We start from the raw sequence: 18,584 nt of genomic DNA on the forward strand, positions 1-18,584 counted from the left end.
TCAAACAATCGGAATATCAAATTTCTTCAGTTTCTCGTAAATCACTTCTTCATCTGCAGGCTGGTCCGCCGCTCTTTCCATCTGCCGGCGGATCTCCTGCATGGCCAGATCTGTCTCCGCGATCACATCCGTGCATTTTTTCAGTCTGGCAATCATCTGTTTTTATTCAATATTCTCTTCAAATCATCCATCACTTCTTCCAGTGTGATTGCCTTCAGTTCCCGCTCCATAGCTTCCTGTACCCGGACCAGCTTGTCATCCAGAATATTGTGGATATTCTTTCCTACAGGACATTCCATATTGGGATTTTCATGAAAATGAAACAGAGTGTTGTCTTCGATACACTCCACCGCCCGGTACACATCCAGAAAGGTGATCTCTTTCAGCGGTTTTGCCGCCGCCGCGCCGCCGGTACCTCTTTTCACCTGAACCAGCCCGGCGTCCCGCAGCTGGGACAGAATTCTTCGGATCACTACCGGATTTACATTGATGCTGTCCGCCAGAAAATCACTGGTAACTTTGTATTCATCTTTAAATGTTTCCATACAAGTGAGCATGTGTATGGCTATGGTAAATCTGCTTGATATCTGCATCTTAAGGCTCCTCCTTTATTCTCCGAGCAATTTCTGATAAATCGCCAAATCCCGGTCCGTAAAGACATTGAATATCACCCGGTCAATGGAACTGTCCGTTTCAAGAAACTGTCTTACGGTCTCTACCGCGATTTCAGCCGCCCGCTGCTGCGGAAAATGGAATACTCCGGTTGAAATACAGCAAAACGCCACAGACCGGACATTGTTCCCCTCGGCAAGCTCCAGACAGGATTGATAGCATCCTGCCAGCAAATCGCAGTCTTCTTTCCGAAGCGGTCCTGAGATGATCGGCCCCACTGTATGCAGCACATATTTACATGGAAGGTTATAAGCCGGCGTGATTTTGGCAGTGCCGGTCTCTTCTTCATGCCCCTGCGCCTGCATAATCTCGTTGCATTTGATCCTGAGCTGGACTCCGGAAAGCGAATGGATCATATTGTCGATACAAGAGTGACAAGGCTGCCAGCATCCCAGGAGCGCGCTGTTGGCGGCGTTGACGATGGCATCGCAGCGCAGTGTCGTAATATCCCCCTGCCAGAGCGTGATCCTGGGATCGAGTTCTGATGCGGGAAGACTTTCTGCATCCACGATTCCTCTGCTGCGGACCAGTTCTGACAGATACTCGTCCTGCACCTTCAAAAATTCCTGTGAAGCCGGATATGGAGGACGTACATTGAACAGCGAACGCAGAAGATTCCACTGCTCTTCCTCCGTGACCGGAATCCTGATATCCTGATATTGAGGCATTTCTCTCTGTAATTCCCGGATCAGCCAGATTCTCCGTTCTTTCTGTTTTTTATCATTCATGGCTGTTTTCCTCCACTCAGTCTTTCTTGTAACAGCTATTATTACATCTTTTTGTTGTAATGTCAACAATTACATTATAAATATGCAGAAAAAATGAACGCCGGATTATTCCAGCGCTCATACATAGAATATACTATGATAAAGTTTTTATTTCAATCCTTTTGTCAAAGGAATCAGACACAGCAAAAGCACGATGCCGATCAGCCCGATCGCGATGCCTGCTACCATGTGGCTCCACACCATGGTCAGACACATGCCCACTCCCAGGAGCAGTGCGCCGACAATACCCAGAAGCATGCTCCCTATCGTCTTTCCGGATATGTGAATCGGATCTTTATGTTCCATTTTTCTCCATACCAGCACCATGATCAGGAGCACAACCGCGCCGGCCACCCCCATCACTACGCCGGGACGGAACGCGTTCCATTCCGGAATCATCGCCATACACATGCCAAGCGCAAAAAGGATACCTCCGATTGTTCCCAAAATCATCGCGACAAAATTACTCTTTTTCATCATTCCACATCTCCCTTTTTCTCTTTTGCCAGTCTTTCTTTGGCTTCTTCTATCTTTTTGTAGCCTCCTACCACTCCTTCCTCGATCTTTTTGTAACTGCCAACAACTTTTTCTGCTATCTTTTCATTGACTTCTACCAGTCTGGACTTTGCCATATCATTCGACCTCCTTGTTTTCCTTTGATGATATAAGAATAATCCCGTGATGTTGGTAAAGCGTTTCTGTTTTGTTTCCAAAATGTTAAAATCACATATTATTTTTGACATCTGCCGCAGGAAGCACATCCAGTCTGTGTCTCGTTCCACAGCCGTTCCGCCACCGGAGCCCATTTCGCGGCAGTCTCTACACATTTATCGGAGAACTCTTTCGCACTTTCCAGATTCTGATAGTCGGTACTCTGTGCATGGCTTTTCTCTGCGATCTCCGTCAGTCTCCCCGGATTGTCCAGTACCGGACAGGGGCGCAGCAGATTGTCATTCCAGGGCTGATTGTCATGATATCCCATGAACAAAGGAGAGCGGCATGCTTCCAGCAGGGATTTCTCACGGATGTTGGAATCCGAGTAATGGATAAATGCACAGGGTTCCACGTCCCCGTTGGCATTAATATGGCAGTAAGAACGTCCTCCGGCGATGCAGCCTCCCACATATTCTCCGTCATTCCAGAAGTCTATGGTAAACAGCGGTTTCGTCTGACGGTATTCCCGAATCTTATGGTACATCATCTCTCTTTGTTCCGCGGTCGCCATCAGCTCCGGCACGGCTGCTTTTCCCACCGGCATATAAGTAAAAAACCATGCGAATTTTGCTCCCATCTCGATCATCTGGTCAAAATATGCTTCGCTTCCGATGACCTCCGCATTGGCAGAAGTATAACAGCAGGAGATTCCGAACGGCAGCTTTCGCTCCTTCAGAATGTTCATGGCTCTGATAATCTTCCGGTAGGTACCGCCGCCCCGTCTGGAATCCGTCACCTCTTCAAATCCTTCGATACTGATCGCGGGAACGAAATTCTTCACCCGCAGCATCTCCTCCGCGAAAGCCTCGTCTATCAGCGTCCCGTTGGTAAAAGCAGAAAATACACAGTCCGGATGATCCTCGCACAGACGGATGATATCCTTTTTCCGCACCAACGGTTCTCCTCCGGATCCTTGTCAAGATATGAAAGTGCCTGTTTCACTGCAAATGCTTCTACATTTTCTTTGATTGCCATAAATATTGTTCCTTTCTTCTTTTGTTTACCTAAAAAAATCTGCCCATGTGCCGCCTCTTCCTCCTGAGTTCCGGCCTGCATGGACAGATTATCTGATTTTTATTTTGAATTTGTTATTGAAATGTTTGGGAATTGTTAATGTTGATGAGAAATATATCTTGTATTTTGACTCATTATAATTTCAACGGAGCAGAAACTCCCTATGAAAATCTTTCTTTCAAAGTCTTCAAAAACAGTTCCGCCGCAGGGGAAAAGACCTGATATTTTTTCCAGACCACATTCAGGCCGGACTCCAGTTCCGGACGCAGAGGTCGGAAACACAGCACGCTGTCTTCGGAGGTATTCGCCAGCTTGTCCAGCGTCAGCGCATATCCCACCCCCGCTTCCACCAGAATCGCCGCATTATACATAAGGTTATAGGTCGCTACGATATTCAGCTTTTCATAGTCTGTTCCAAACCACTCGGCAAATTTATTTTCGGAATGACGGGATCCTACCACTTGTCTGGAACAAAGCAGCGGGATTTCCAGAAGCTCATTCTTCTCAATGGCTTCTTTCTCTGCCAACGGACTGTCCTTTCGCATGATGACACCCCATCGGTCTCTGGCCGGAAGATCCAGATAATCATATTTTGTAAGATCCGCAGGCTGTATCAGAATGCCAAAATCCAGCAGGCCCTTGTCCAGCCGTTCTGTCACATCCTCCGCATTGCCGCTGTGCAGATGGTAATGAATGTTTGGGCATGCTTCTCCCAGGTCTTTGATAAGCTCTGCGATCTGACGTATGGCCTGAGTCTCTCCGCTCCCGATGTAGATATCTCCGCTTACGGTATCTTCCATAGAGGCAAATTCTGCTTCCGTTTTATCCACCATGGCGATGATCTCTTCCGCGCGTTTCCTGAGCAGGACACCCTCCGGCGTCAGTTCAACCCGATGACTTTTGCGGATCAGCAGCTGCTGTCCCAGTTCTTCTTCCAGATCATGAATCTGCCTTGACAAGGTGGGCTGCGTCAGATGAAGGTAGTTGGCCGCACCTGTGATATTCCTCTCCCGCGCAATGGCAAGAAAATAACGTAGTACCCGTATCTCCATGTTTCTGTTCTCCTCTTTTGCTTTTTATAACTGCTCAGGACGTCCCGAACTGTTACGTATTTTCTTTTATTATACATCTTTATCATATACCCGTAAAGCATATCACTCCATAAAAAACTGGCATTTGCCATTGTTCAGGCATGGAATTATAATGATAACAACAAGGAGGCAGGCTCAGATGGAAATATTCAAAATACGACGAAATCTGTCGGACGCCGGATGCGACGAATCCCAGATTGAACACTTTCTCAAAATGGAGCAGGAAAAAGACCGTCAGGCGCAATATCGCTTACTATCTCAGCACAGAGCCTCGCTTCTGGAAGAACTTCATCAGGAACAGTATAAAATCGACTGTCTGGACTACATGGTCTATACCATGCAGAAAGAAGAAAAAAATTAAACGGAGGATTTCACATGGAAGAGAAAGTGACATTAACAAAAGAATGGGACAAAACCTTCCCGCAGAGCGACAAAGTAAACCACCGCAAAGTGACTTTTCGCAACCGCTACGGCATCACGCTGGCTGCGGACCTGTATGAGCCGAAGGGAGCAGCGGGAAAACTGGCTGCCATCGCAGTCTGCGGACCGTTCGGGGCAGTAAAGGAGCAGGCGTCCGGGCTGTACGCGCAGGCCATGGCGGAGAGAGGATTTCTCACGATCGCTTTTGATCCCTCTTATACCGGAGAAAGCGGCGGTACTCCCCGTTATATGGCGTCTCCTGATATCAATACGGAAGATTTCCAGGCAGCGGTAGATTTTCTCTCTGTTCAAGAAAATGTGGATCCGGAGCGGATCGGCATCATCGGAATCTGCGGCTGGGGAGGCATGGCTCTGAATACGGCGGCGCTGGATACCCGGATCAAAGCGACGGTCGTTTCCACGATGTACGATATGACACGGGTAAACGCGAAAGGATATTTTGATTCCGAGGACAGCGAAGAAGCCCGCTATGAGAAAAAGAAAGCGCTGAACGCGCAGAGAATCCAGGACTGCAAAAACGGCTCCTACGCCCTGGGCGGCGGCGTGGTGGATCCGCTTCCGGAAGACGCGCCATTCTTTGTAAAAGACTATCATGACTATTACAAGACCTCCCGCGGCTATCATGCGCGTTCTCTGAACTCCAACGGAGGATGGAACGTGACCGGATGCATGTCCTTTATGAACCAGCCGATCCTGCAGTACAGCAATGAGATCCGCAGCGCGGTACTGATCATGCACGGAGAAAAAGCGCACTCCTGCTATTTCAGCAAAGATGCTTATGCAAATATGATAAAGAATAATCCGTATACGGACAATAAAGAACTGCTGATCATCCCGGGCGCTGTGCACACAGATCTGTACGACCGGACAGACATCATTCCCTTTGATAAAATGACGGAATTTTTCAAAAAATATCTGCAGTAAATAAAAGATATGCTGCACGCAGGGGAGCTGCCTCACAGATTTATGGGCAGCTCTCCTTTTCCAATGTATTTCTTCACATATCTTTTATTTCACGTCAGATCCTGTCTCCTTGTCCTTTTTCCAGTATCTTTCCAGTTTCTTTTCATCCAGGCTTTCCACAAATCTTTTTTTGAAGAGCAGAAATTCCTCAATGTCCATCAGAATATGGTACAGCACTGCCCTTGCTTCAAATTCTTCCCTGCTCTCGGGCAGCGGCTCTTTTTTCATATCAGCGAAAATTTCTTCCAGCCTGGCGATCTGCTCATCCGGAGAATTGACCTCCACCACATAATCCATCATGTACAGGATATAGTCCACAATCACCATAGCCTGACGGGGCATACTGCGGATCTTTTTCACTTCATAATGCAGGTTATGGAGCATACCCAGCTGATTTAACCGCATTTCAAAATATTCTGTGTAATAACCGGGATGCGACTGAAAGGAATTGCCCTGGTATTCATAGGCGTTTTTAATATAGCCCTCCAGATCCTGTTCCAGCCGTCGGATATCGTTCCATATATCCCACTGCATGTTTTTGCCGGAAAGATAAGCCGCCAGTCCGCCCAGGATCATCTGCAGACATTCTTCCGTATCGCGCATACTTTGAATCAGCTTATCTTCCTGAGATTTATAATCATGGAACAAGTTTAACAGCACGGCGATGGTGATGCCGATAAAAACCAGGAGAAATTCATTGAAAATAAATGACAGACTAAAATCCTTTGATGTGAGAAAATGAATACCGATCACGGAATTGACCGATATGGTCGCCTGCCAGCCAAACATCTGACAGATAAAAATGACCGCAAAGATATAGACCGCATAGGCGATCCACACGCTCTCCAGGCAGCCGATCGTCATCGCCGCCAGGAGAACGGAGACCGCGAATGTAATCAGGCGATATGCAGAGAGTTTTAACGTCTCCCACTTCGTAGTCACAATCGTGAGTAAAGTAATCGTCCCTGCCGAGGCCGCGTTCTCCAATCCGAGAGTCTGGGCAATATAAATTGCCGCGCTGCTCCCTACCGCGATTTTCCCCGTCTGTATCACGATCTTCTTCCATTCCTTTTTTCTGCTCATGTTTACCCCCGTTTCATCTCTTACTCTGCGATATCGATCGTAACCGTCCCGGTCATCTGCCCTACCAGTTCGCCTCCGGACACTACCTGTCCCAGTTCATACAGAGACGCGTTGGGACTGTAAGCATCATAAAACATGACCACATCTCTCCACGGAGCGTAATAAGCCAGAGTTCCTGCTCCACTCTGCGCCGTCGGAGCATCGCCGGTATCCAGCTCCTGCGGCGGATAAAAGATTTTCTCATTCGTACTGTAATCTTCTACTTCCACTGTGAGTGGCAGCTGCGTGTAAAGAGAATCCGCAGCCGTGCTGTCGTTCAGTTCATAGATCACCGTGTTGTCTCCAAATTGTACCGCGATCTGACGCGCCATATCATCTGCCTCCGTTTCTGTATCGTCCATATCTGTATATCCCAGTTCTGCCACCCAGTTTTGAATGTTCTCCTGCGAGGAAGAAGCATCCTCTTCGTAACAGTCAAAAATATTATCGGAGATCACCGCGCCGGGCGCTGCCTCCGTGATGAGCGACACGCTGTTGGCAAGCCCTCCGGTTCCATGGGAACAAAACAGATATACTTCTTTTCCTGAAAGATCATTCTGCTCCAGGAATGAAAGAAGCGCCATCGGCACGCCGTACCACCAATTAGGGTACCCCAGGAAAACCACATCATACTGATTCATATTCTCCACATCTGCGGCCAGTTCCGGGCGGGCATCATCTCCACGCTCCTGATTTGCCCTCTCCAGACAGGCATCCCAGTCGCTGGGATAAGGGTCTGTCACCTGGATTGAGAACAGATCTCCGCCGGTTGCTTCCTGTACCCAGCCTGCCAGCTGCTGTACATTTCCCGGAGGAATCACGCTGGGCGACGCTACCGCGTCCACATCTTCCGCCAGGACGGCATTATCCGCCCAGGAATAATATGCTACCAGGATACGACTGTCCTGAGAACTCTCTTCCGTATCTCCAGCTGCCGCGGTCTCTTCCGCTGTATCTGCCGTATCCGCGTCCGATTCCGCATCCTCTGCGGAATCGGATGCCGGCGTTTCCTGTCCGGACACGCTCACAGAGCTTTCTGATCCCGACGTTCCCTCCCCTGTACTCCCGCACGCCGCAAGAGACAGGATCAACGTCAAAGCCATAAAAAGGGAACCTATTCTTCTCATTCAAATCTCCTCCTTCCTTTGTGTACATTATAAGTAAGGAGGCGTTCAATGTCTAATACCCGTATTTTATGCCTCTCCATGCGTTTTATCTATGGATTCTTAACCGCTGACCCTGAGCCTGACCTGCTGAGGTTAAATGCCGGCGGCAAATCTTTCTCCGAACCACTTTCTATTGCGGTTTTATAATATGCAAGCTTCTTTTGAGTTACCTCCATAGCATTTTGCAATACTTCAATCTTATGTTTAAGAACTTTTTCTTGCTCCAAAAAAATATCATATCGCTCTTGCAAAGTGCTTTCACCTTTTAACGCCAAAGCAATATAATGCTGCATATCTTTTATTAGAAGCCCCGCCTTGAGCGGTGTGGTGTAGACTATTTCGATTACTATTTGGTCCATGACATGGGCGGCAACCGCCGCAAAGCGGCAGAAGATACGCATGTCTTTGCGTTCCTTTCCGAGAAGAAAAGAGACGGACTTGTAAAGCATATCGGGTTTTCATTCCATGATACCGCCGATGTGCTGGACGGGATTTTGACCGAACACCCCGAAGTTGATTTTGTTCAGATACAGCTGAATTATCTTGACTGGGAAAACGATACGATCCAATCCCGTAAATGCTATGAAACCGCAAAAAGACACAGAAAACCTGTGATTGTTATGGAGCCGGTCAAGGGCGGAACTCTTGCCGATATCCCGCAGAAAGCGGAAAATCTGTTCCGCACCTGCCGTCCTGATCTGTCTGGCGCTTCATGGGCAATCCGATTTGCGGCAAGCCATGAAAATGTGATGTTGGTTTTAAGCGGCATGAGCGATTTGGAACAGGTCAAAGATAACTTGTCCTATATGGAAAACTTCACCCCATTTACAAAGGAAGAATATACGCTGGTTCAAAAAGCGGCAGATATTATCAATGGCAGTATTGCCATACCCTGTACGGGGTTCGCCTATTGTATCAACAATTGTCCGAAAAATATAGCCGTTCCAAAATACTTTTCCCTCTACAATGCGGATATGCGTAAGTTAGAAGCAAAAGCATGGACTGCACAAACAATGTTGTACAGCCATTTTTCGGAACAGTTTGGAAAAGCAAGCAGCTGCATCGAGTGCGGACAATGCGAAAAGATGTGCCCGCAGCACATTCCTATCCGAGAATGGCTGAAAAAAGTTGCCGAGAGATTTGAAGAAGCTTTGTAACAAAGCTATAAACTAAGCTTTTTTATTCCGTTTCAAAAATCCCGACACATAATGGCCGATGAAAATGAAGAATCCCATCATGGCCAGATAATTCAGGTAAAACAAAAAGATCGGCTCTTCATAATTCAAAAAGACAAAATGGGCCTGAAGAAACATATAGGTCAGGAAATTCCTGTGAATAAACTGATAGAATCCCCATACCGCTATCAACGCTCCCGCGATCCGGAAAGCGGTCCGCCTCGCGCGGGAATTTTCCTTTGCATGCGCCGCCTTCCAGATCCTGCTCATCACCATACTCCAGTGCAATCCCAGATGCAGCGCCATCAATACAAATCCCCAATGTACGCAGACTATATGCAGCAGCCGTCCAAACGCCGTGCCGCCGCTGATATTCAGAAAATCAAACACATGGCGCGACAACAAAATACCGCTGACCATCAGTCCGAGCATTGTCAGGAGCAACAACAGGCTGACTGCAAGCTGAAAGCAGCGCGCGGGTGTATATTTTCCTTTGAATAATGCCTTGTACCATCCCCGGTTCAGGATATGATGCGCGATAAACAGGACGAACATCCCTGCTCCCGCCCATTCGTGCGCCGTATCGCTCCAGAACTGATATCCCATCAGGAAAAGAAGCGCCGCCGTCATCGCCAGGTCAATCACTATCTTCAAAGTCGCCTTCGATTTCATAGGCTGTCCTCCATTCTGCTGTTTCTCAGTTCTGATTATATCTGCAAATTGCGCACAAGTAAAATACTTGTAGATTATCGCCTTTCATACAGAAAACGCATTGAGGGCCATCGGGGTCATTGGGACCAGTCGGTCAGTCTAAGATTCTTCCGTCTGTTGAAATCGTCACAACATTCCATGGGAAAAATTTCCCGCTCTCCTGCAGGGCGTTCTTTACGGCATGCTCTATGCCGCCGCAGCAGGGAACTTCCATCCGCACGATGGTGACGCTTTTGATGTTGTTATTCGCTATGATCTGAGTCAGTTTTTCAGTATAATCCACGTTATCCAGCTTCGGGCATCCAATCAGCGTGATATATTTTCGGATAAAATCAGCATAGAAGTTTCCGTAGGTGTAGGCAGTACAGTCTGCCGCAATCAGAAGATTCGCATCTTCATAATAAGGAGCAGTTACCGGTACCAGCTTGATCTGTACCGGCCATTGGGACAACTTCTTTGCCGCAAGGACAGCGGCCTGGTCATAGGCCGGAGCCTCCCTTTCTTCAAAAGTGATCGCGCCCGTGGGACAGCCGGGTAGACAGTCCCCGAGCCCGTCGCAGTAATCTTCCCGGGTGAGCTTCGCTTTTCCATCTATCATTTCAATCGCCCCCTCATGACAGGCGTTGGCGCAGACTCCGCAGCCGTTGCATTTTTCTTCATCAATTTTAATAATTTTTCTAATCATGGCTCTTCATCTCCCGTTCTCTTGACTTTCTGTATCAAGTATATTATGATTTTTGCAGCAAGTATGTTGTTTTTACAACTAAATTGAGGTTTTTATGAAAAATTATATACCAATTTTAAAAAAGACCGTGCTGTTTTCCGGCGTAAAAGAAAGCGAAATAGAATTCATGCTTTCCTGCCTGCAGGCGAAAAAATACCATTTCAAAAAAGGCGAATTTGTGCTGAGCCAGGGGCAGAGACTGGACAACCTCCTGATTCTTCTCGATGGAAAATTATACATCCAACAGGATGATTACTGGGGGAACCGGAGTATTCTCAATGTCGTAAATCCCGGGGAAATGTTCGGAGAATCCTATGCGGCGCCGGAAAGCGGCTTCGTGATGAATGACGTCATGGCTGTGGAAGACAGCGATGTGATATTCTTTGATGTAAAAAAAATACTTACGGTCTGTTCTTCTGCCTGCCGGTTCCATACGGCTGTGGTGGAGAATCTTGTCTATGCGATTTCCGAAAGAAACCGGTCGCTGGTGCAGAAGCTCGGTTATATGTCAAAGCGCACAACCCGCGAAAAACTGATCGCTTATCTCTCTGATGAGGCGAAACGCCAGAGCAGCAACCGTTTTTCAGTCCCTTTCAACCGTCAGCAGATGGCAGATTTTCTATCCGTTGACAGGAGCGCAATGTCCAATGAGCTGAGCAAAATGAAAAATGAAGGCCTGATTGATTTTCAAAAGAACCATTTTATTTTGTTGTAAAGTTTATGTCCGCTTTACGGCCGCCGTGACGCAGATGATCAAACGTATCCACGGAAAACCAGTGACAGACCTGGAGCCGGTGTTCCATGACCCAGTCCTCCAGTTCTTCTATCGTAAATCCTTCCGCCTGTTTTTTCAGCGCTTCTGTCACAAGAAGTCCTTCTCCCACGGATGCGCACAAAGTATCTGCGCAGACGATTTTCCTCTCCGGATATTTCTCCCGCAGATCATCCATGCACAGCCGGGAAGTCTGGTAGGTTCCCGACATTCCGGAGGTAAAGCACAGATAGAGGACATCTCTTCCTTCTGCCAGATCAGGTTCCAGATACTCCAGATAGACTGCCGGATTGATCTGAGAAGTGGAGCCAAACTGTCCGCTTCTCTGCAATCCGTAAAATTCTTCCGCTGTGATCGTTCCGGAAGAACCGTATGTATATTCTTTGCCTCCGATTTCAACCTGCAGCATGGGTATGACCTTCACGGAAGGCAAGCCTTCCACCATCTTGGCGGTAAGATCCGCAGTGGCGTCCGTAAAGATCTGATAGTCCGCCATAAATTACTCTCCTTTGCGGCATCCGCTTTTGCTTGATTCCCGGAGTCTGTCCGCCGTAGGTTTCCAGTTCTCGGCATAAGGCGTCGTCCGGTCGCACAGGGCGTCCACTTCCTCCGGGCTCTGGTAGTCCGTATTGACCGCGCCTGTTTCCTTGACCATCTTCCTTAAGTATTCCGGATTTTCCAACATTGGACATGGGCGCAGCATATTGTCATTGAAAGGCTGTCCCTTGTGGTACGCCATGAAGATGGGGCTCTTAAGCGCATCCAACAGGGAGGTGTCATGGATATTCACGTTGGAATAGTGGATAAATACGCAAGGTTCCACATCTCCCTTCGCGTTGATATGGAGATATCTGCGTCCTCCCGCGATACATCCGCCCACATACTCGGCGTCATTCTGAAAGTCCATGCTGAAGATAGGCTTGCTGCCGCGGAATTCCCGGATGCGGCGGTACATCTTCTCCCGCTGTTCGGGCGTAGGCAGAAGCTCCGTAGCCGCGTCGCTTCCCACCGGCATATAATGAAGAACCATACAAACAGCGCCCCGCAGTCCACCAGCATATCAAAATATTTTTCGCTGCTGACGTCGTCCACGTTTTTGCTGGTATAACAGGTGGAAATGCCAAACGGCAGTTTATGCTCTTTCAGCAGGGCCATGGCGTTCTGCACTTTCTGATAGACTCCGCTGCCTCTCGGCCGTCGTTGGCTTCCTCGAATCCTTCCAGACTGATGGCCGGAACAAAAATCATCCGGACCATTTCCATGAATATTCCCTACATGCACCTGTTTACCGCTTAATTCTACATATACCTGCAGTTTTCTCAAAATATTATCCTCTCTTCTCCAAGCATAAATCCATACCGAGGATCTGAATCAAAAAAATGGTTTTACCAATCTCTGCCGTTTCTTTTCCCCGTTCCAAATCGGAAATAAAACTGGCACTGAATCCTGTGTATTCTGCTAAATACGCCTGTGTATAATGCAATTCTTTCCTTCTCCGTCTGATAGCTTTTCCCAGACTTTCCGCGTCTACGATTTTCATATTACCTTTCCCTTTATAGATATAGCCGTACGGCTTTCAATTATATCCACGTGATTTTTCTTAGCCGTACGGCTTAATTTATTCTTTATTATTATATTCTTAGCCGTACGGCTATGTCAAGAAAATATCTCACGAGAAAAAGAACGGGTGCAGGCAAGCTGTCCCGTTCTTCCACGTTTTCATTATTTTACTACAAAGTTCACCAGTCTGTTCGGCACATACACTTCTTTTACCAGAGTCTTGCCTTCCAGGAACGAAGCGATTCTGGAATCCGCCTTCGCGATGGCGAATACTTCTTCTTTCTCCGCTCCGGTGGGGATCACCACTTTTCCACGGACTTTTCCATTCACCTGTACGCCGATCTCTGTCTGAGCTTCCACCGTTTTGCTCTCGTCATACTGAGGCCATGCGTGCTGGGAAAGGAATCCCTCTCCGCCTGTGAACTCCCAGATCTCCTCACAAAGATGCGGAGCAAACGGACACAGCAGTTCGATGAAGATCTGAAGCTGTTCTTTACTGATCTTGCCCAGATTGTAAATGTCGTTGGTCAGGGACATGAGACATGCGATCGCCGTATTAAACTTCATATCCTCAATGTCGGAGCTGACTTTCTTGATCGCCCTGTGGAACGCCGTCTCCAGCTTCTGCGTCTCCGGATCCTCGGAGAGCAGATCCGTAAATCCGGCCACACGCTCCAGGAAACGCTTGCAGCCTTTTACAGAGTTATCGCTCCACGGAGTCGCGGCGCCGTAATCTCCCATAAACAGCACATAGGTACGCAGCGTATCTGCACCGTATGCTTCCACGATGTCCAGCGGATCCACGACGTTTCCTTTGGATTTACTCATCTTGTCGCCGTCCGGCCCAAGGATCAGTCCCTGCGCGGAACGCTTTGCGTACGGCTCCGGTGTATTCACCACCCCGATGTCATAGAGGAAGTGATGCCAGAAACGAGAATAAATCATATGTCTGGTTACGTGCTCCATACCGCCGTTATACCAGTCCACCGGCATCCAGTATTTCAATTTCTCCGGATCTGCCAGCGCTTCGTCATTGTGCGGATCAATATATCTCAGGAAATACCAGGATGACCCTGCCCACTGAGGCATGGTATCCGTCTCTCTTCTCGCCTTGCCGCCGCACTTCGGACAGGTACAATTCACAAAGGATTCAATCTTCGCCAGCGGAGACTCGCCTTCTTCGCCCGGCTCAAAATTTTCCACCGGCGGCAGACGCAGCGGAAGCTCTTCGTACGGTACCGGCACTACGCCGCAGTGCGGGCAGTGGATGATCGGGATCGGCTCTCCCCAGTATCTCTGGCGGTTGAACGCCCAGTCTTTCATCTTAAACTGAACGCCCGCATGTCCCACGCCCATCTTCGTCAGTTCTTCCAGCATCCGCTCGATGGAGTCTTTTTTATTCGTGTAACCGTTCAGGAAACCGGAGTTTACCATCTCTCCGTCTCCCGCATAGGCTTCTTTGGAAATATCTCCGCCCTTGATGACTTCTATAATATCAGCGCCGAACGCCTTGGCGAAATCATAGTCTCTCTGGTCATGCGCAGGCACCGCCATAATCGCTCCGGTACCGTATCCCATCATGACATAGTCTGCGATAAATACCGGTATCTTCTTTCCGTTCACCGGATTGACCGCTTCGATCCCTTCCAGTCTCACACCGGTCTTATCTTTTACCAGCTGAGTACGCTCAAACTCGGTCTTCTTCGCGCATTCCACGCGGTATGCCTTTACCGCATCCATATTGGCGATGCGGTCCGCATATTTGTCGATCAGCGGATGTTCCGGAGCAATTACCATAAAAGTCACGCCGAACAGGGTATCCGGCCTCGTGGTATAGATCTCCAGTTTTTCATCCAGTCCGTCCAGCGTGAAATCCACGAAAGCGCCTGTGGATTTTCCGATCCAGTTGACCTGCTGCTGCTTAATGTTCGCCGGATAATCCACATGATCCAGGCCTTCCAGCAGCTTGTCCGCGTACTCGGTGATGCGCAGATACCATACGTCTTTGGATTTCTGAACCACATCGCTGTGGCAGATATCGCATTTGCCTCCCTGGCTGTCCTCGTTGGAAAGCACCACCTTACAGGACGGGCAGTAGTTGACCAGCGCCTTGCTGCGGAACACAAGTCCTGCATCAAACATTTTCAGGAAAATCCACTGGGTCCATTTATAATAATCTTCATCCGTCGTGTCGATCACTCTGTCCCAATCAAAGGAAAAGCCGACCTTCTTCAGCTGATTCGTAAATTTCGCAATGTTTTCGTCCGTAATAATCCGAGGATGCGTGCCCGTTTTAATCGCATAATTCTCCGTAGGCAGACCAAACGCGTCAAACCCGATGGGGAACAGCACATTATACCCTTCCATCCTTCTCTTTCTGGAGATTACTTCAAGGCTGGAATATGCCTTGATATGCCCCACGTGCATACCCGCGCCGCTGGGATAAGGGAATTCCACCAGACCGTAAAACTTCGGTTTCGGACTTCCGTCCACCGCCCGGAAGATCTTGGCGTCCTCCCATTTCTGCTGCCATTTTGCCTCTATTTTCCGGAAATTATGTTTCATTTCGTACATCCTCCTTTTCCGTATACCGGAATCAACTATATAAGTTTAATATAGCCGGGCTTTTTTGTCAACAAAACAAAATCAGGGCTGCCCATGGCAGCCCTTTATAATTGTCGTCATCTATGTCATGCCAGCTGATCCAACAGCGACGTGCCGATCGTCCCTTCCGGCATCGGCACCCCGAAATTATCCGCCACAGTCGCTCCGATCACCGCAAATGTATCCGTCTCCGGCAATTCTCCGCTTCCATTCATGGAAGGAGACCATGCCAGGAACGGCACCTTTTCTCTGGTATGATCCGTTCCGGTATATGTCGGGTCATTCCCATGATCCGCTGTAATGATCAGTAAATCGTCGTCCTTCAGCGTATCCATCAGCACGCCCAGATTTTTGTCAAATTTCTCAATCTCGCGGGCATACCCTTCCGGATCTCTGCGATGGCCCCAAAGCGCGTCAAAATCCACCAGATTCACAAAGCAAAGCCCATGGAATTCTTCCTTCGCCGTATCGATGGTCTGCTCCATACCATGCACGGAGCTCTTGGACTTCAACGCTTTCGTGATTCCCTCCCCGTCAAAAATATCTTTGATCTTCCCGATGGAGATCACGTCAAATCCGGCCGCTTTCAGTGCATCCAGCGCCGTCTTTCCAAAAGGCTTCAGCGCATAATCATGGCGGTTGCTGGTCCTCTTGAACTCGCCCTTCTTTCTGCCCACATACGGGCGGGCGATAACGCGGCCCACTTTCCACTCATCTTTCATTGTAATTTCTCTGGCAATCTCACAGCAGCGATACAGTTCATCCAGGCCGAAGGTCTCTTCGTTTCCGCAGATCTGCAGCACAGAGTCCGCTGATGTATAGACAATCATGTGCCCGGTCGCGATCTCTTCCTCTCCCAGTTCGTCCAGAATCTCAGTTCCGCTGGCACTCTTATTGCCGATCACTTTGTGTCCGGTCCGTTCTTCCAGTTCCCGAATCAACTCAGGCGGAAATCCCGTCTCTGTAAATGTCTTAAAGGGCTTCGTCACTTCCAACCCCATCATTTCCCAGTGACCGGTCATCGTATCTTTCCCGCGGCTGCGTTCTTTCAACTTTGTGTAATAGGCCAGCGGCTTTACTGCCGGTCCCACCTGTTTCAGGGGGCAGAGATTTGCCATACCCATCTTCTGCAGATTCGGGATCTCAAAGCTGTCTACCGCCTGGGAGATATGTCCCAGGGTATTGACCCCCACATCCCCGAATTCCGGAGAATCTTCCATGGCGCCTACGCCCAGAGAATCCATCACTACCACAAAAATACGCTTATATTTTTCCATGCTGCTCCTTTCCTCTTCCCTCGTTTATGCCAGATTCTTCGGTCCGAATCCCATGGGAAGCAGATCTTTCAGTCTGAATATCTGATATTCCTCCGTGCTGACCGCCAGAATGATCTCAAATGTCTCCGGATCGCAGAACTCCATCATCACCTGGCGGCATACACCGCATGGAGCAGTAAGTTCCGTCGGCACTCCGTCTTTTCCTCCGGTCACGCAGATTGCGTCGAATTCTTTCACGCCTTCGCTGACTGCTTTGAAAAAAGCCGTGCGCTCCGCACAGTTGCTGGGCGTATATCCTGCATTTTCGATATTGCAGCCGGTGTAAATCTTCCCGTTTTTTGCCAGCAGCGCGGCTCCCACATGAAAATGTGAATAAGGAACATAGGCATAAGGAAGCTGCTGTAATGCGATCTCTATCAGTTCTTTTATACGTGTATTATCCAGCATGCAACCGTTCTCCCTTCCAACCGTTCTTAATATCCTGACGCTTCTTCATTCCTGACCAGTTTGACGATCCGGCTGGTTCCCAGCCGATCCGCCCCCAGTTCCAGAAATCTCTCCGCATCAGCCAGAGAGGAGATTCCGCCGGCCGCTTTCATTTTCACATCCGGTCCGATATGTCCGGAGAACAGTTCAATGTCTTCAAACGTAGCTCCTGCTGTGGAAAAACCGGTAGAGGTCTTGATATAATCTGCCCCTGCTTTTGTCACCGCTTCGCACATACGGATCTTTTCTTCCTCTGTCAGGAGGCAGGTCTCGATAATCACTTTCAGGATCTTATCTTTACATGCTGCCTTCAGCGTACGGATCTCTTCCTCCACCAGATCGTATTTTTTGTCTTTTACCCAGCCGATATTGATGACCATATCGATCTCGTCCGCGCCGTTTGCCAGCGCGTCCTTCGTCTCGAACTCTTTTGTTTTCGTCGTAGAGTACCCGTTAGGAAATCCGATCACTGTGCAGACAGCCATCTTGTCTCCCACATATTCTTTTGCCTGCTTCACGTAACTGGGCGGAATGCACACCGAAGCAGTACCGTACTCTATGGCGTCATCGCAGATCTTCCGGATCTCATCCCAGGTAGCTCCCTGCGCCAGTAATGTATGATCCACATGTTTCAGGATTTCTTTGTTATCCATGTTCTCTTCTCCCCTCCGCTATTGTTTCTCTGTTATGATGGTTCACGTATCAGAAGTCTGTGCAGTTCTCCCGAGAAAAACTGGATCACCGGTCCGGCGGTCAGTGCCGTGATGATCGTCACTGCCCCCAGCTTTCCTCCCAGAACTGTTCCCAGGATAATCATAGTTATATCAAATATAATTTTAACTATCCGGTATTCCTTTTTCACAGCGTCGCGGATCACCAGCACAATTCCCGTAAAAGGATCCACCCCGATATCCATGGTGATATAAACCGCCACACCCAGATACAGCAGCAGGCACCCGACCACGCTGAATGCAATCTGCACCGCCAGGCCGCCGGTCTCCGGAGCCAGAAGCTGATACAGCAGAATGCCCAGCTCCACGAAAAAACCATATGGAAGAAAATATACCAGCGTTCCCACGCTGATATACTTTCTGCCTGTGAAAAATACAAGAAGTGCGAGCGACAGGTTCACAATATTGGACGCAAGGCCCAACTGTTCCGCGCCCATGCCCGTCACATTCCGGATTCCATCATATACAATGCCGACCGGATCGTTGCCCAGTCCGGCGCAGTTGTTAAACGCGACTCCCACGCCCACCAGCAGGACGCCAATGAGCGCGATGAGCACGCTTTTTGCCGTTACCTTACCTTGTTCCATAAAATAC

Annotated in this window: 22 protein-coding genes and 2 pseudogenes; 4 read left to right on the forward strand and 20 right to left on the reverse strand. The window is 48.7% G+C overall.

Features of this window, described 5'->3' with window-relative positions; genetic code table 11:
* The 7 genes and pseudogenes from B5F29_RS16425 to B5F29_RS08555 all read right to left on the reverse strand — a co-directional run bounded on the left by B5F29_RS16425 (window position 1) and on the right by B5F29_RS08555 (window position 4,219).
* Window positions 1-156 carry a hypothetical protein gene (locus B5F29_RS16425; RefSeq protein WP_162608391.1) on the reverse strand — a complete coding sequence of 52 codons (156 nt, stop codon included), beginning with the start codon at window positions 154-156 and terminating at the stop codon, window positions 1-3.
* Window positions 153-593, reverse strand: coding sequence for an Rrf2 family transcriptional regulator (locus B5F29_RS08535; RefSeq protein WP_087154208.1), 441 nt, complete (start codon window positions 591-593; stop codon window positions 153-155). Before B5F29_RS08535 ends, B5F29_RS16425 begins: the two co-directional genes overlap by 4 nt.
* 15 nt (window positions 594-608) lie before the next feature.
* A complete protein-coding gene (locus B5F29_RS08540) occupies window positions 609-1,400 on the reverse strand; it encodes a protein-ADP-ribose hydrolase (protein WP_087154209.1) in 792 nt (263 codons plus the stop codon).
* A 147-nt stretch (window positions 1,401-1,547) separates the two neighbouring features.
* Window positions 1,548-1,916 (reverse strand): hypothetical protein, encoded by a 369-nt coding sequence (locus B5F29_RS08545; protein WP_087154333.1) that lies wholly within the window; start codon window positions 1,914-1,916, stop codon window positions 1,548-1,550.
* Window positions 1,916-2,071 carry a hypothetical protein gene (locus tag B5F29_RS16555; protein ID WP_164488376.1) on the reverse strand — a complete coding sequence of 52 codons (156 nt, stop codon included), beginning with the start codon at window positions 2,069-2,071 and terminating at the stop codon, window positions 1,916-1,918. The genes B5F29_RS08545 and B5F29_RS16555 overlap by 1 nt, the downstream gene beginning before the upstream one ends.
* A 98-nt stretch (window positions 2,072-2,169) precedes the next feature.
* Window positions 2,170-3,063: pseudogene (locus B5F29_RS08550) on the reverse strand (radical SAM protein); the annotation flags it as partial.
* Between the two features lie 265 nt (window positions 3,064-3,328).
* Window positions 3,329-4,219, reverse strand: a complete 891-nt coding sequence (locus B5F29_RS08555) for a LysR family transcriptional regulator (protein WP_087154210.1) — start codon at window positions 4,217-4,219, stop codon at window positions 3,329-3,331.
* A 178-nt stretch (window positions 4,220-4,397) separates the two neighbouring features.
* Here B5F29_RS08555 and B5F29_RS08560 point away from each other — a divergent pair, with 178 nt between their 5' ends.
* Together B5F29_RS08560 and B5F29_RS08565 are read left to right on the forward strand one after the other, a co-directional pair.
* The gene (locus B5F29_RS08560; RefSeq protein WP_087154211.1) at window positions 4,398-4,619 is read left to right on the forward strand and encodes a hypothetical protein; all 222 of its coding nucleotides are present in this window, start codon (window positions 4,398-4,400) and stop codon (window positions 4,617-4,619) included.
* A gap of 14 nt (window positions 4,620-4,633) precedes the next feature.
* Window positions 4,634-5,623: an alpha/beta hydrolase gene (locus B5F29_RS08565; RefSeq protein WP_087154212.1), complete on the forward strand. Its 990-nt coding sequence runs from the start codon at window positions 4,634-4,636 to the stop codon at window positions 5,621-5,623.
* An 84-nt stretch (window positions 5,624-5,707) separates the two neighbouring features.
* On the opposite strand, the gene B5F29_RS08570 is transcribed toward B5F29_RS08565, so the two are convergent.
* The 3 genes from B5F29_RS08570 to B5F29_RS08585 all read right to left on the reverse strand — a co-directional run bounded on the left by B5F29_RS08570 (window position 5,708) and on the right by B5F29_RS08585 (window position 8,309).
* On the reverse strand, window positions 5,708-6,745 hold the full coding sequence (locus B5F29_RS08570) for an aromatic acid exporter family protein (protein ID WP_087154213.1): 1,038 nt from the start codon (window positions 6,743-6,745) through the stop codon (window positions 5,708-5,710).
* 20 nt (window positions 6,746-6,765) lie between these two features.
* Window positions 6,766-7,911: a cyclophilin-like fold protein gene (locus B5F29_RS08580; RefSeq protein ID WP_242955614.1), complete on the reverse strand. Its 1,146-nt coding sequence runs from the start codon at window positions 7,909-7,911 to the stop codon at window positions 6,766-6,768.
* Window positions 7,912-8,000: 89 nt separating this feature from the next.
* Window positions 8,001-8,309: a hypothetical protein gene (locus tag B5F29_RS08585; RefSeq protein WP_087154214.1), complete on the reverse strand. Its 309-nt coding sequence runs from the start codon at window positions 8,307-8,309 to the stop codon at window positions 8,001-8,003.
* On the opposite strand from B5F29_RS08585, the gene B5F29_RS08590 reads away from it, so the two are divergent.
* The gene (locus B5F29_RS08590) at window positions 8,301-9,107 is read left to right on the forward strand and encodes an aldo/keto reductase (RefSeq protein ID WP_242955615.1); all 807 of its coding nucleotides are present in this window, start codon (window positions 8,301-8,303) and stop codon (window positions 9,105-9,107) included. The genes B5F29_RS08585 and B5F29_RS08590 overlap by 9 nt on opposite strands.
* A 12-nt stretch (window positions 9,108-9,119) precedes the next feature.
* Here the strand turns inward: B5F29_RS08590 and B5F29_RS08595 are convergent, their stop codons facing one another.
* Both B5F29_RS08595 and B5F29_RS08600 read right to left on the reverse strand, forming a co-directional pair.
* A complete protein-coding gene (locus B5F29_RS08595; RefSeq protein ID WP_087154215.1) occupies window positions 9,120-9,797 on the reverse strand; it encodes a DUF4405 domain-containing protein in 678 nt (225 codons plus the stop codon).
* A 133-nt stretch (window positions 9,798-9,930) separates the two neighbouring features.
* Complete coding sequence (locus B5F29_RS08600; protein ID WP_087154216.1) at window positions 9,931-10,521, reverse strand: ATP-binding protein; 591 nt, start codon at window positions 10,519-10,521, stop codon at window positions 9,931-9,933.
* A gap of 94 nt (window positions 10,522-10,615) precedes the next feature.
* On the opposite strand from B5F29_RS08600, the gene B5F29_RS08605 reads away from it, so the two are divergent.
* The gene (locus B5F29_RS08605; RefSeq protein ID WP_087154217.1) at window positions 10,616-11,275 is read left to right on the forward strand and encodes a Crp/Fnr family transcriptional regulator; all 660 of its coding nucleotides are present in this window, start codon (window positions 10,616-10,618) and stop codon (window positions 11,273-11,275) included.
* Here B5F29_RS08605 and B5F29_RS08610 read toward each other — a convergent pair.
* From B5F29_RS08610 to B5F29_RS08645, 8 genes and pseudogenes are all read right to left on the reverse strand, one after another.
* Complete coding sequence (locus tag B5F29_RS08610) at window positions 11,262-11,828, reverse strand: DegV family protein (RefSeq protein WP_087154218.1); 567 nt, start codon at window positions 11,826-11,828, stop codon at window positions 11,262-11,264. The two genes, B5F29_RS08605 and B5F29_RS08610, sit on opposite strands and share 14 nt — an antisense overlap.
* Window positions 11,829-11,831: 3 nt before the next feature.
* Window positions 11,832-12,591: pseudogene (locus B5F29_RS08615) on the reverse strand (SPASM domain-containing protein); the annotation flags it as partial.
* A gap of 68 nt (window positions 12,592-12,659) precedes the next feature.
* A complete protein-coding gene (locus tag B5F29_RS17165) occupies window positions 12,660-12,872 on the reverse strand; it encodes a helix-turn-helix domain-containing protein (protein ID WP_087154219.1) in 213 nt (70 codons plus the stop codon).
* A 182-nt stretch (window positions 12,873-13,054) separates the two neighbouring features.
* Window positions 13,055-15,457 (reverse strand): leucine--tRNA ligase, encoded by a 2,403-nt coding sequence (leuS, locus tag B5F29_RS08625; protein WP_087154220.1) that lies wholly within the window; start codon window positions 15,455-15,457, stop codon window positions 13,055-13,057.
* A gap of 125 nt (window positions 15,458-15,582) precedes the next feature.
* Window positions 15,583-16,773, reverse strand: a complete 1,191-nt coding sequence (locus B5F29_RS08630) for a phosphopentomutase (RefSeq protein ID WP_087154221.1) — start codon at window positions 16,771-16,773, stop codon at window positions 15,583-15,585.
* A 24-nt stretch (window positions 16,774-16,797) separates the two neighbouring features.
* Window positions 16,798-17,220 (reverse strand): cytidine deaminase, encoded by a 423-nt coding sequence (locus B5F29_RS08635; RefSeq protein ID WP_191430533.1) that lies wholly within the window; start codon window positions 17,218-17,220, stop codon window positions 16,798-16,800.
* A 26-nt stretch (window positions 17,221-17,246) separates the two neighbouring features.
* On the reverse strand, window positions 17,247-17,912 hold the full coding sequence (gene deoC / locus B5F29_RS08640) for a deoxyribose-phosphate aldolase (RefSeq protein WP_087154222.1): 666 nt from the start codon (window positions 17,910-17,912) through the stop codon (window positions 17,247-17,249).
* Window positions 17,913-17,944: 32 nt separating this feature from the next.
* Window positions 17,945-18,577 (reverse strand): YczE/YyaS/YitT family protein, encoded by a 633-nt coding sequence (locus B5F29_RS08645; protein WP_087154223.1) that lies wholly within the window; start codon window positions 18,575-18,577, stop codon window positions 17,945-17,947.
* Between the last annotated feature and the right edge of the window lie 7 nt (window positions 18,578-18,584).

The sequence above is a fragment of the Lachnoclostridium sp. An196 genome, assembly GCF_002160135.1.
GTDB lineage: Bacteria > Bacillota > Clostridia > Lachnospirales > Lachnospiraceae > Hominiventricola > Hominiventricola avistercoris.

Bases quoted from the DNA above. Each gene is read 5' to 3' on its own strand.
- B5F29_RS16425 (WP_162608391.1), bottom strand. From the start codon at position 156: ATGATTGCCAGACTGAAAAAATGCACGGATGTGATCGCGGAGACAGAT.
- B5F29_RS08535 (WP_087154208.1), bottom strand. From the start codon at position 593: ATGCAGATATCAAGCAGATTTACCATAGCCATACACATGCTCACTTGT.
- B5F29_RS08540 (WP_087154209.1), bottom strand. From the start codon at position 1,400: ATGAATGATAAAAAACAGAAAGAACGGAGAATCTGGCTGATCCGGGAA.
- B5F29_RS08545 (WP_087154333.1), bottom strand. From the start codon at position 1,916: ATGAAAAAGAGTAATTTTGTCGCGATGATTTTGGGAACAATCGGAGGT.
- B5F29_RS16555 (WP_164488376.1), bottom strand. From the start codon at position 2,071: ATGGCAAAGTCCAGACTGGTAGAAGTCAATGAAAAGATAGCAGAAAAA.
- B5F29_RS08555 (WP_087154210.1), bottom strand. From the start codon at position 4,219: ATGGAGATACGGGTACTACGTTATTTTCTTGCCATTGCGCGGGAGAGG.
- B5F29_RS08560 (WP_087154211.1), top strand. From the start codon at position 4,398: ATGGAAATATTCAAAATACGACGAAATCTGTCGGACGCCGGATGCGAC.
- B5F29_RS08565 (WP_087154212.1), top strand. From the start codon at position 4,634: ATGGAAGAGAAAGTGACATTAACAAAAGAATGGGACAAAACCTTCCCG.
- B5F29_RS08570 (WP_087154213.1), bottom strand. From the start codon at position 6,745: ATGAGCAGAAAAAAGGAATGGAAGAAGATCGTGATACAGACGGGGAAA.
- B5F29_RS08580 (WP_242955614.1), bottom strand. From the start codon at position 7,911: ATGAGAAGAATAGGTTCCCTTTTTATGGCTTTGACGTTGATCCTGTCT.
- B5F29_RS08585 (WP_087154214.1), bottom strand. From the start codon at position 8,309: ATGGACCAAATAGTAATCGAAATAGTCTACACCACACCGCTCAAGGCG.
- B5F29_RS08595 (WP_087154215.1), bottom strand. From the start codon at position 9,797: ATGAAATCGAAGGCGACTTTGAAGATAGTGATTGACCTGGCGATGACG.
- B5F29_RS08600 (WP_087154216.1), bottom strand. From the start codon at position 10,521: ATGATTAGAAAAATTATTAAAATTGATGAAGAAAAATGCAACGGCTGC.
- B5F29_RS08605 (WP_087154217.1), top strand. From the start codon at position 10,616: ATGAAAAATTATATACCAATTTTAAAAAAGACCGTGCTGTTTTCCGGC.
- B5F29_RS08610 (WP_087154218.1), bottom strand. From the start codon at position 11,828: ATGGCGGACTATCAGATCTTTACGGACGCCACTGCGGATCTTACCGCC.
- B5F29_RS17165 (WP_087154219.1), bottom strand. From the start codon at position 12,872: ATGAAAATCGTAGACGCGGAAAGTCTGGGAAAAGCTATCAGACGGAGA.
- leuS (WP_087154220.1), bottom strand. From the start codon at position 15,457: ATGAAACATAATTTCCGGAAAATAGAGGCAAAATGGCAGCAGAAATGG.
- B5F29_RS08630 (WP_087154221.1), bottom strand. From the start codon at position 16,773: ATGGAAAAATATAAGCGTATTTTTGTGGTAGTGATGGATTCTCTGGGC.
- B5F29_RS08635 (WP_191430533.1), bottom strand. From the start codon at position 17,220: ATGCTGGATAATACACGTATAAAAGAACTGATAGAGATCGCATTACAG.
- deoC (WP_087154222.1), bottom strand. From the start codon at position 17,912: ATGGATAACAAAGAAATCCTGAAACATGTGGATCATACATTACTGGCG.
- B5F29_RS08645 (WP_087154223.1), bottom strand. From the start codon at position 18,577: ATGGAACAAGGTAAGGTAACGGCAAAAAGCGTGCTCATCGCGCTCATT.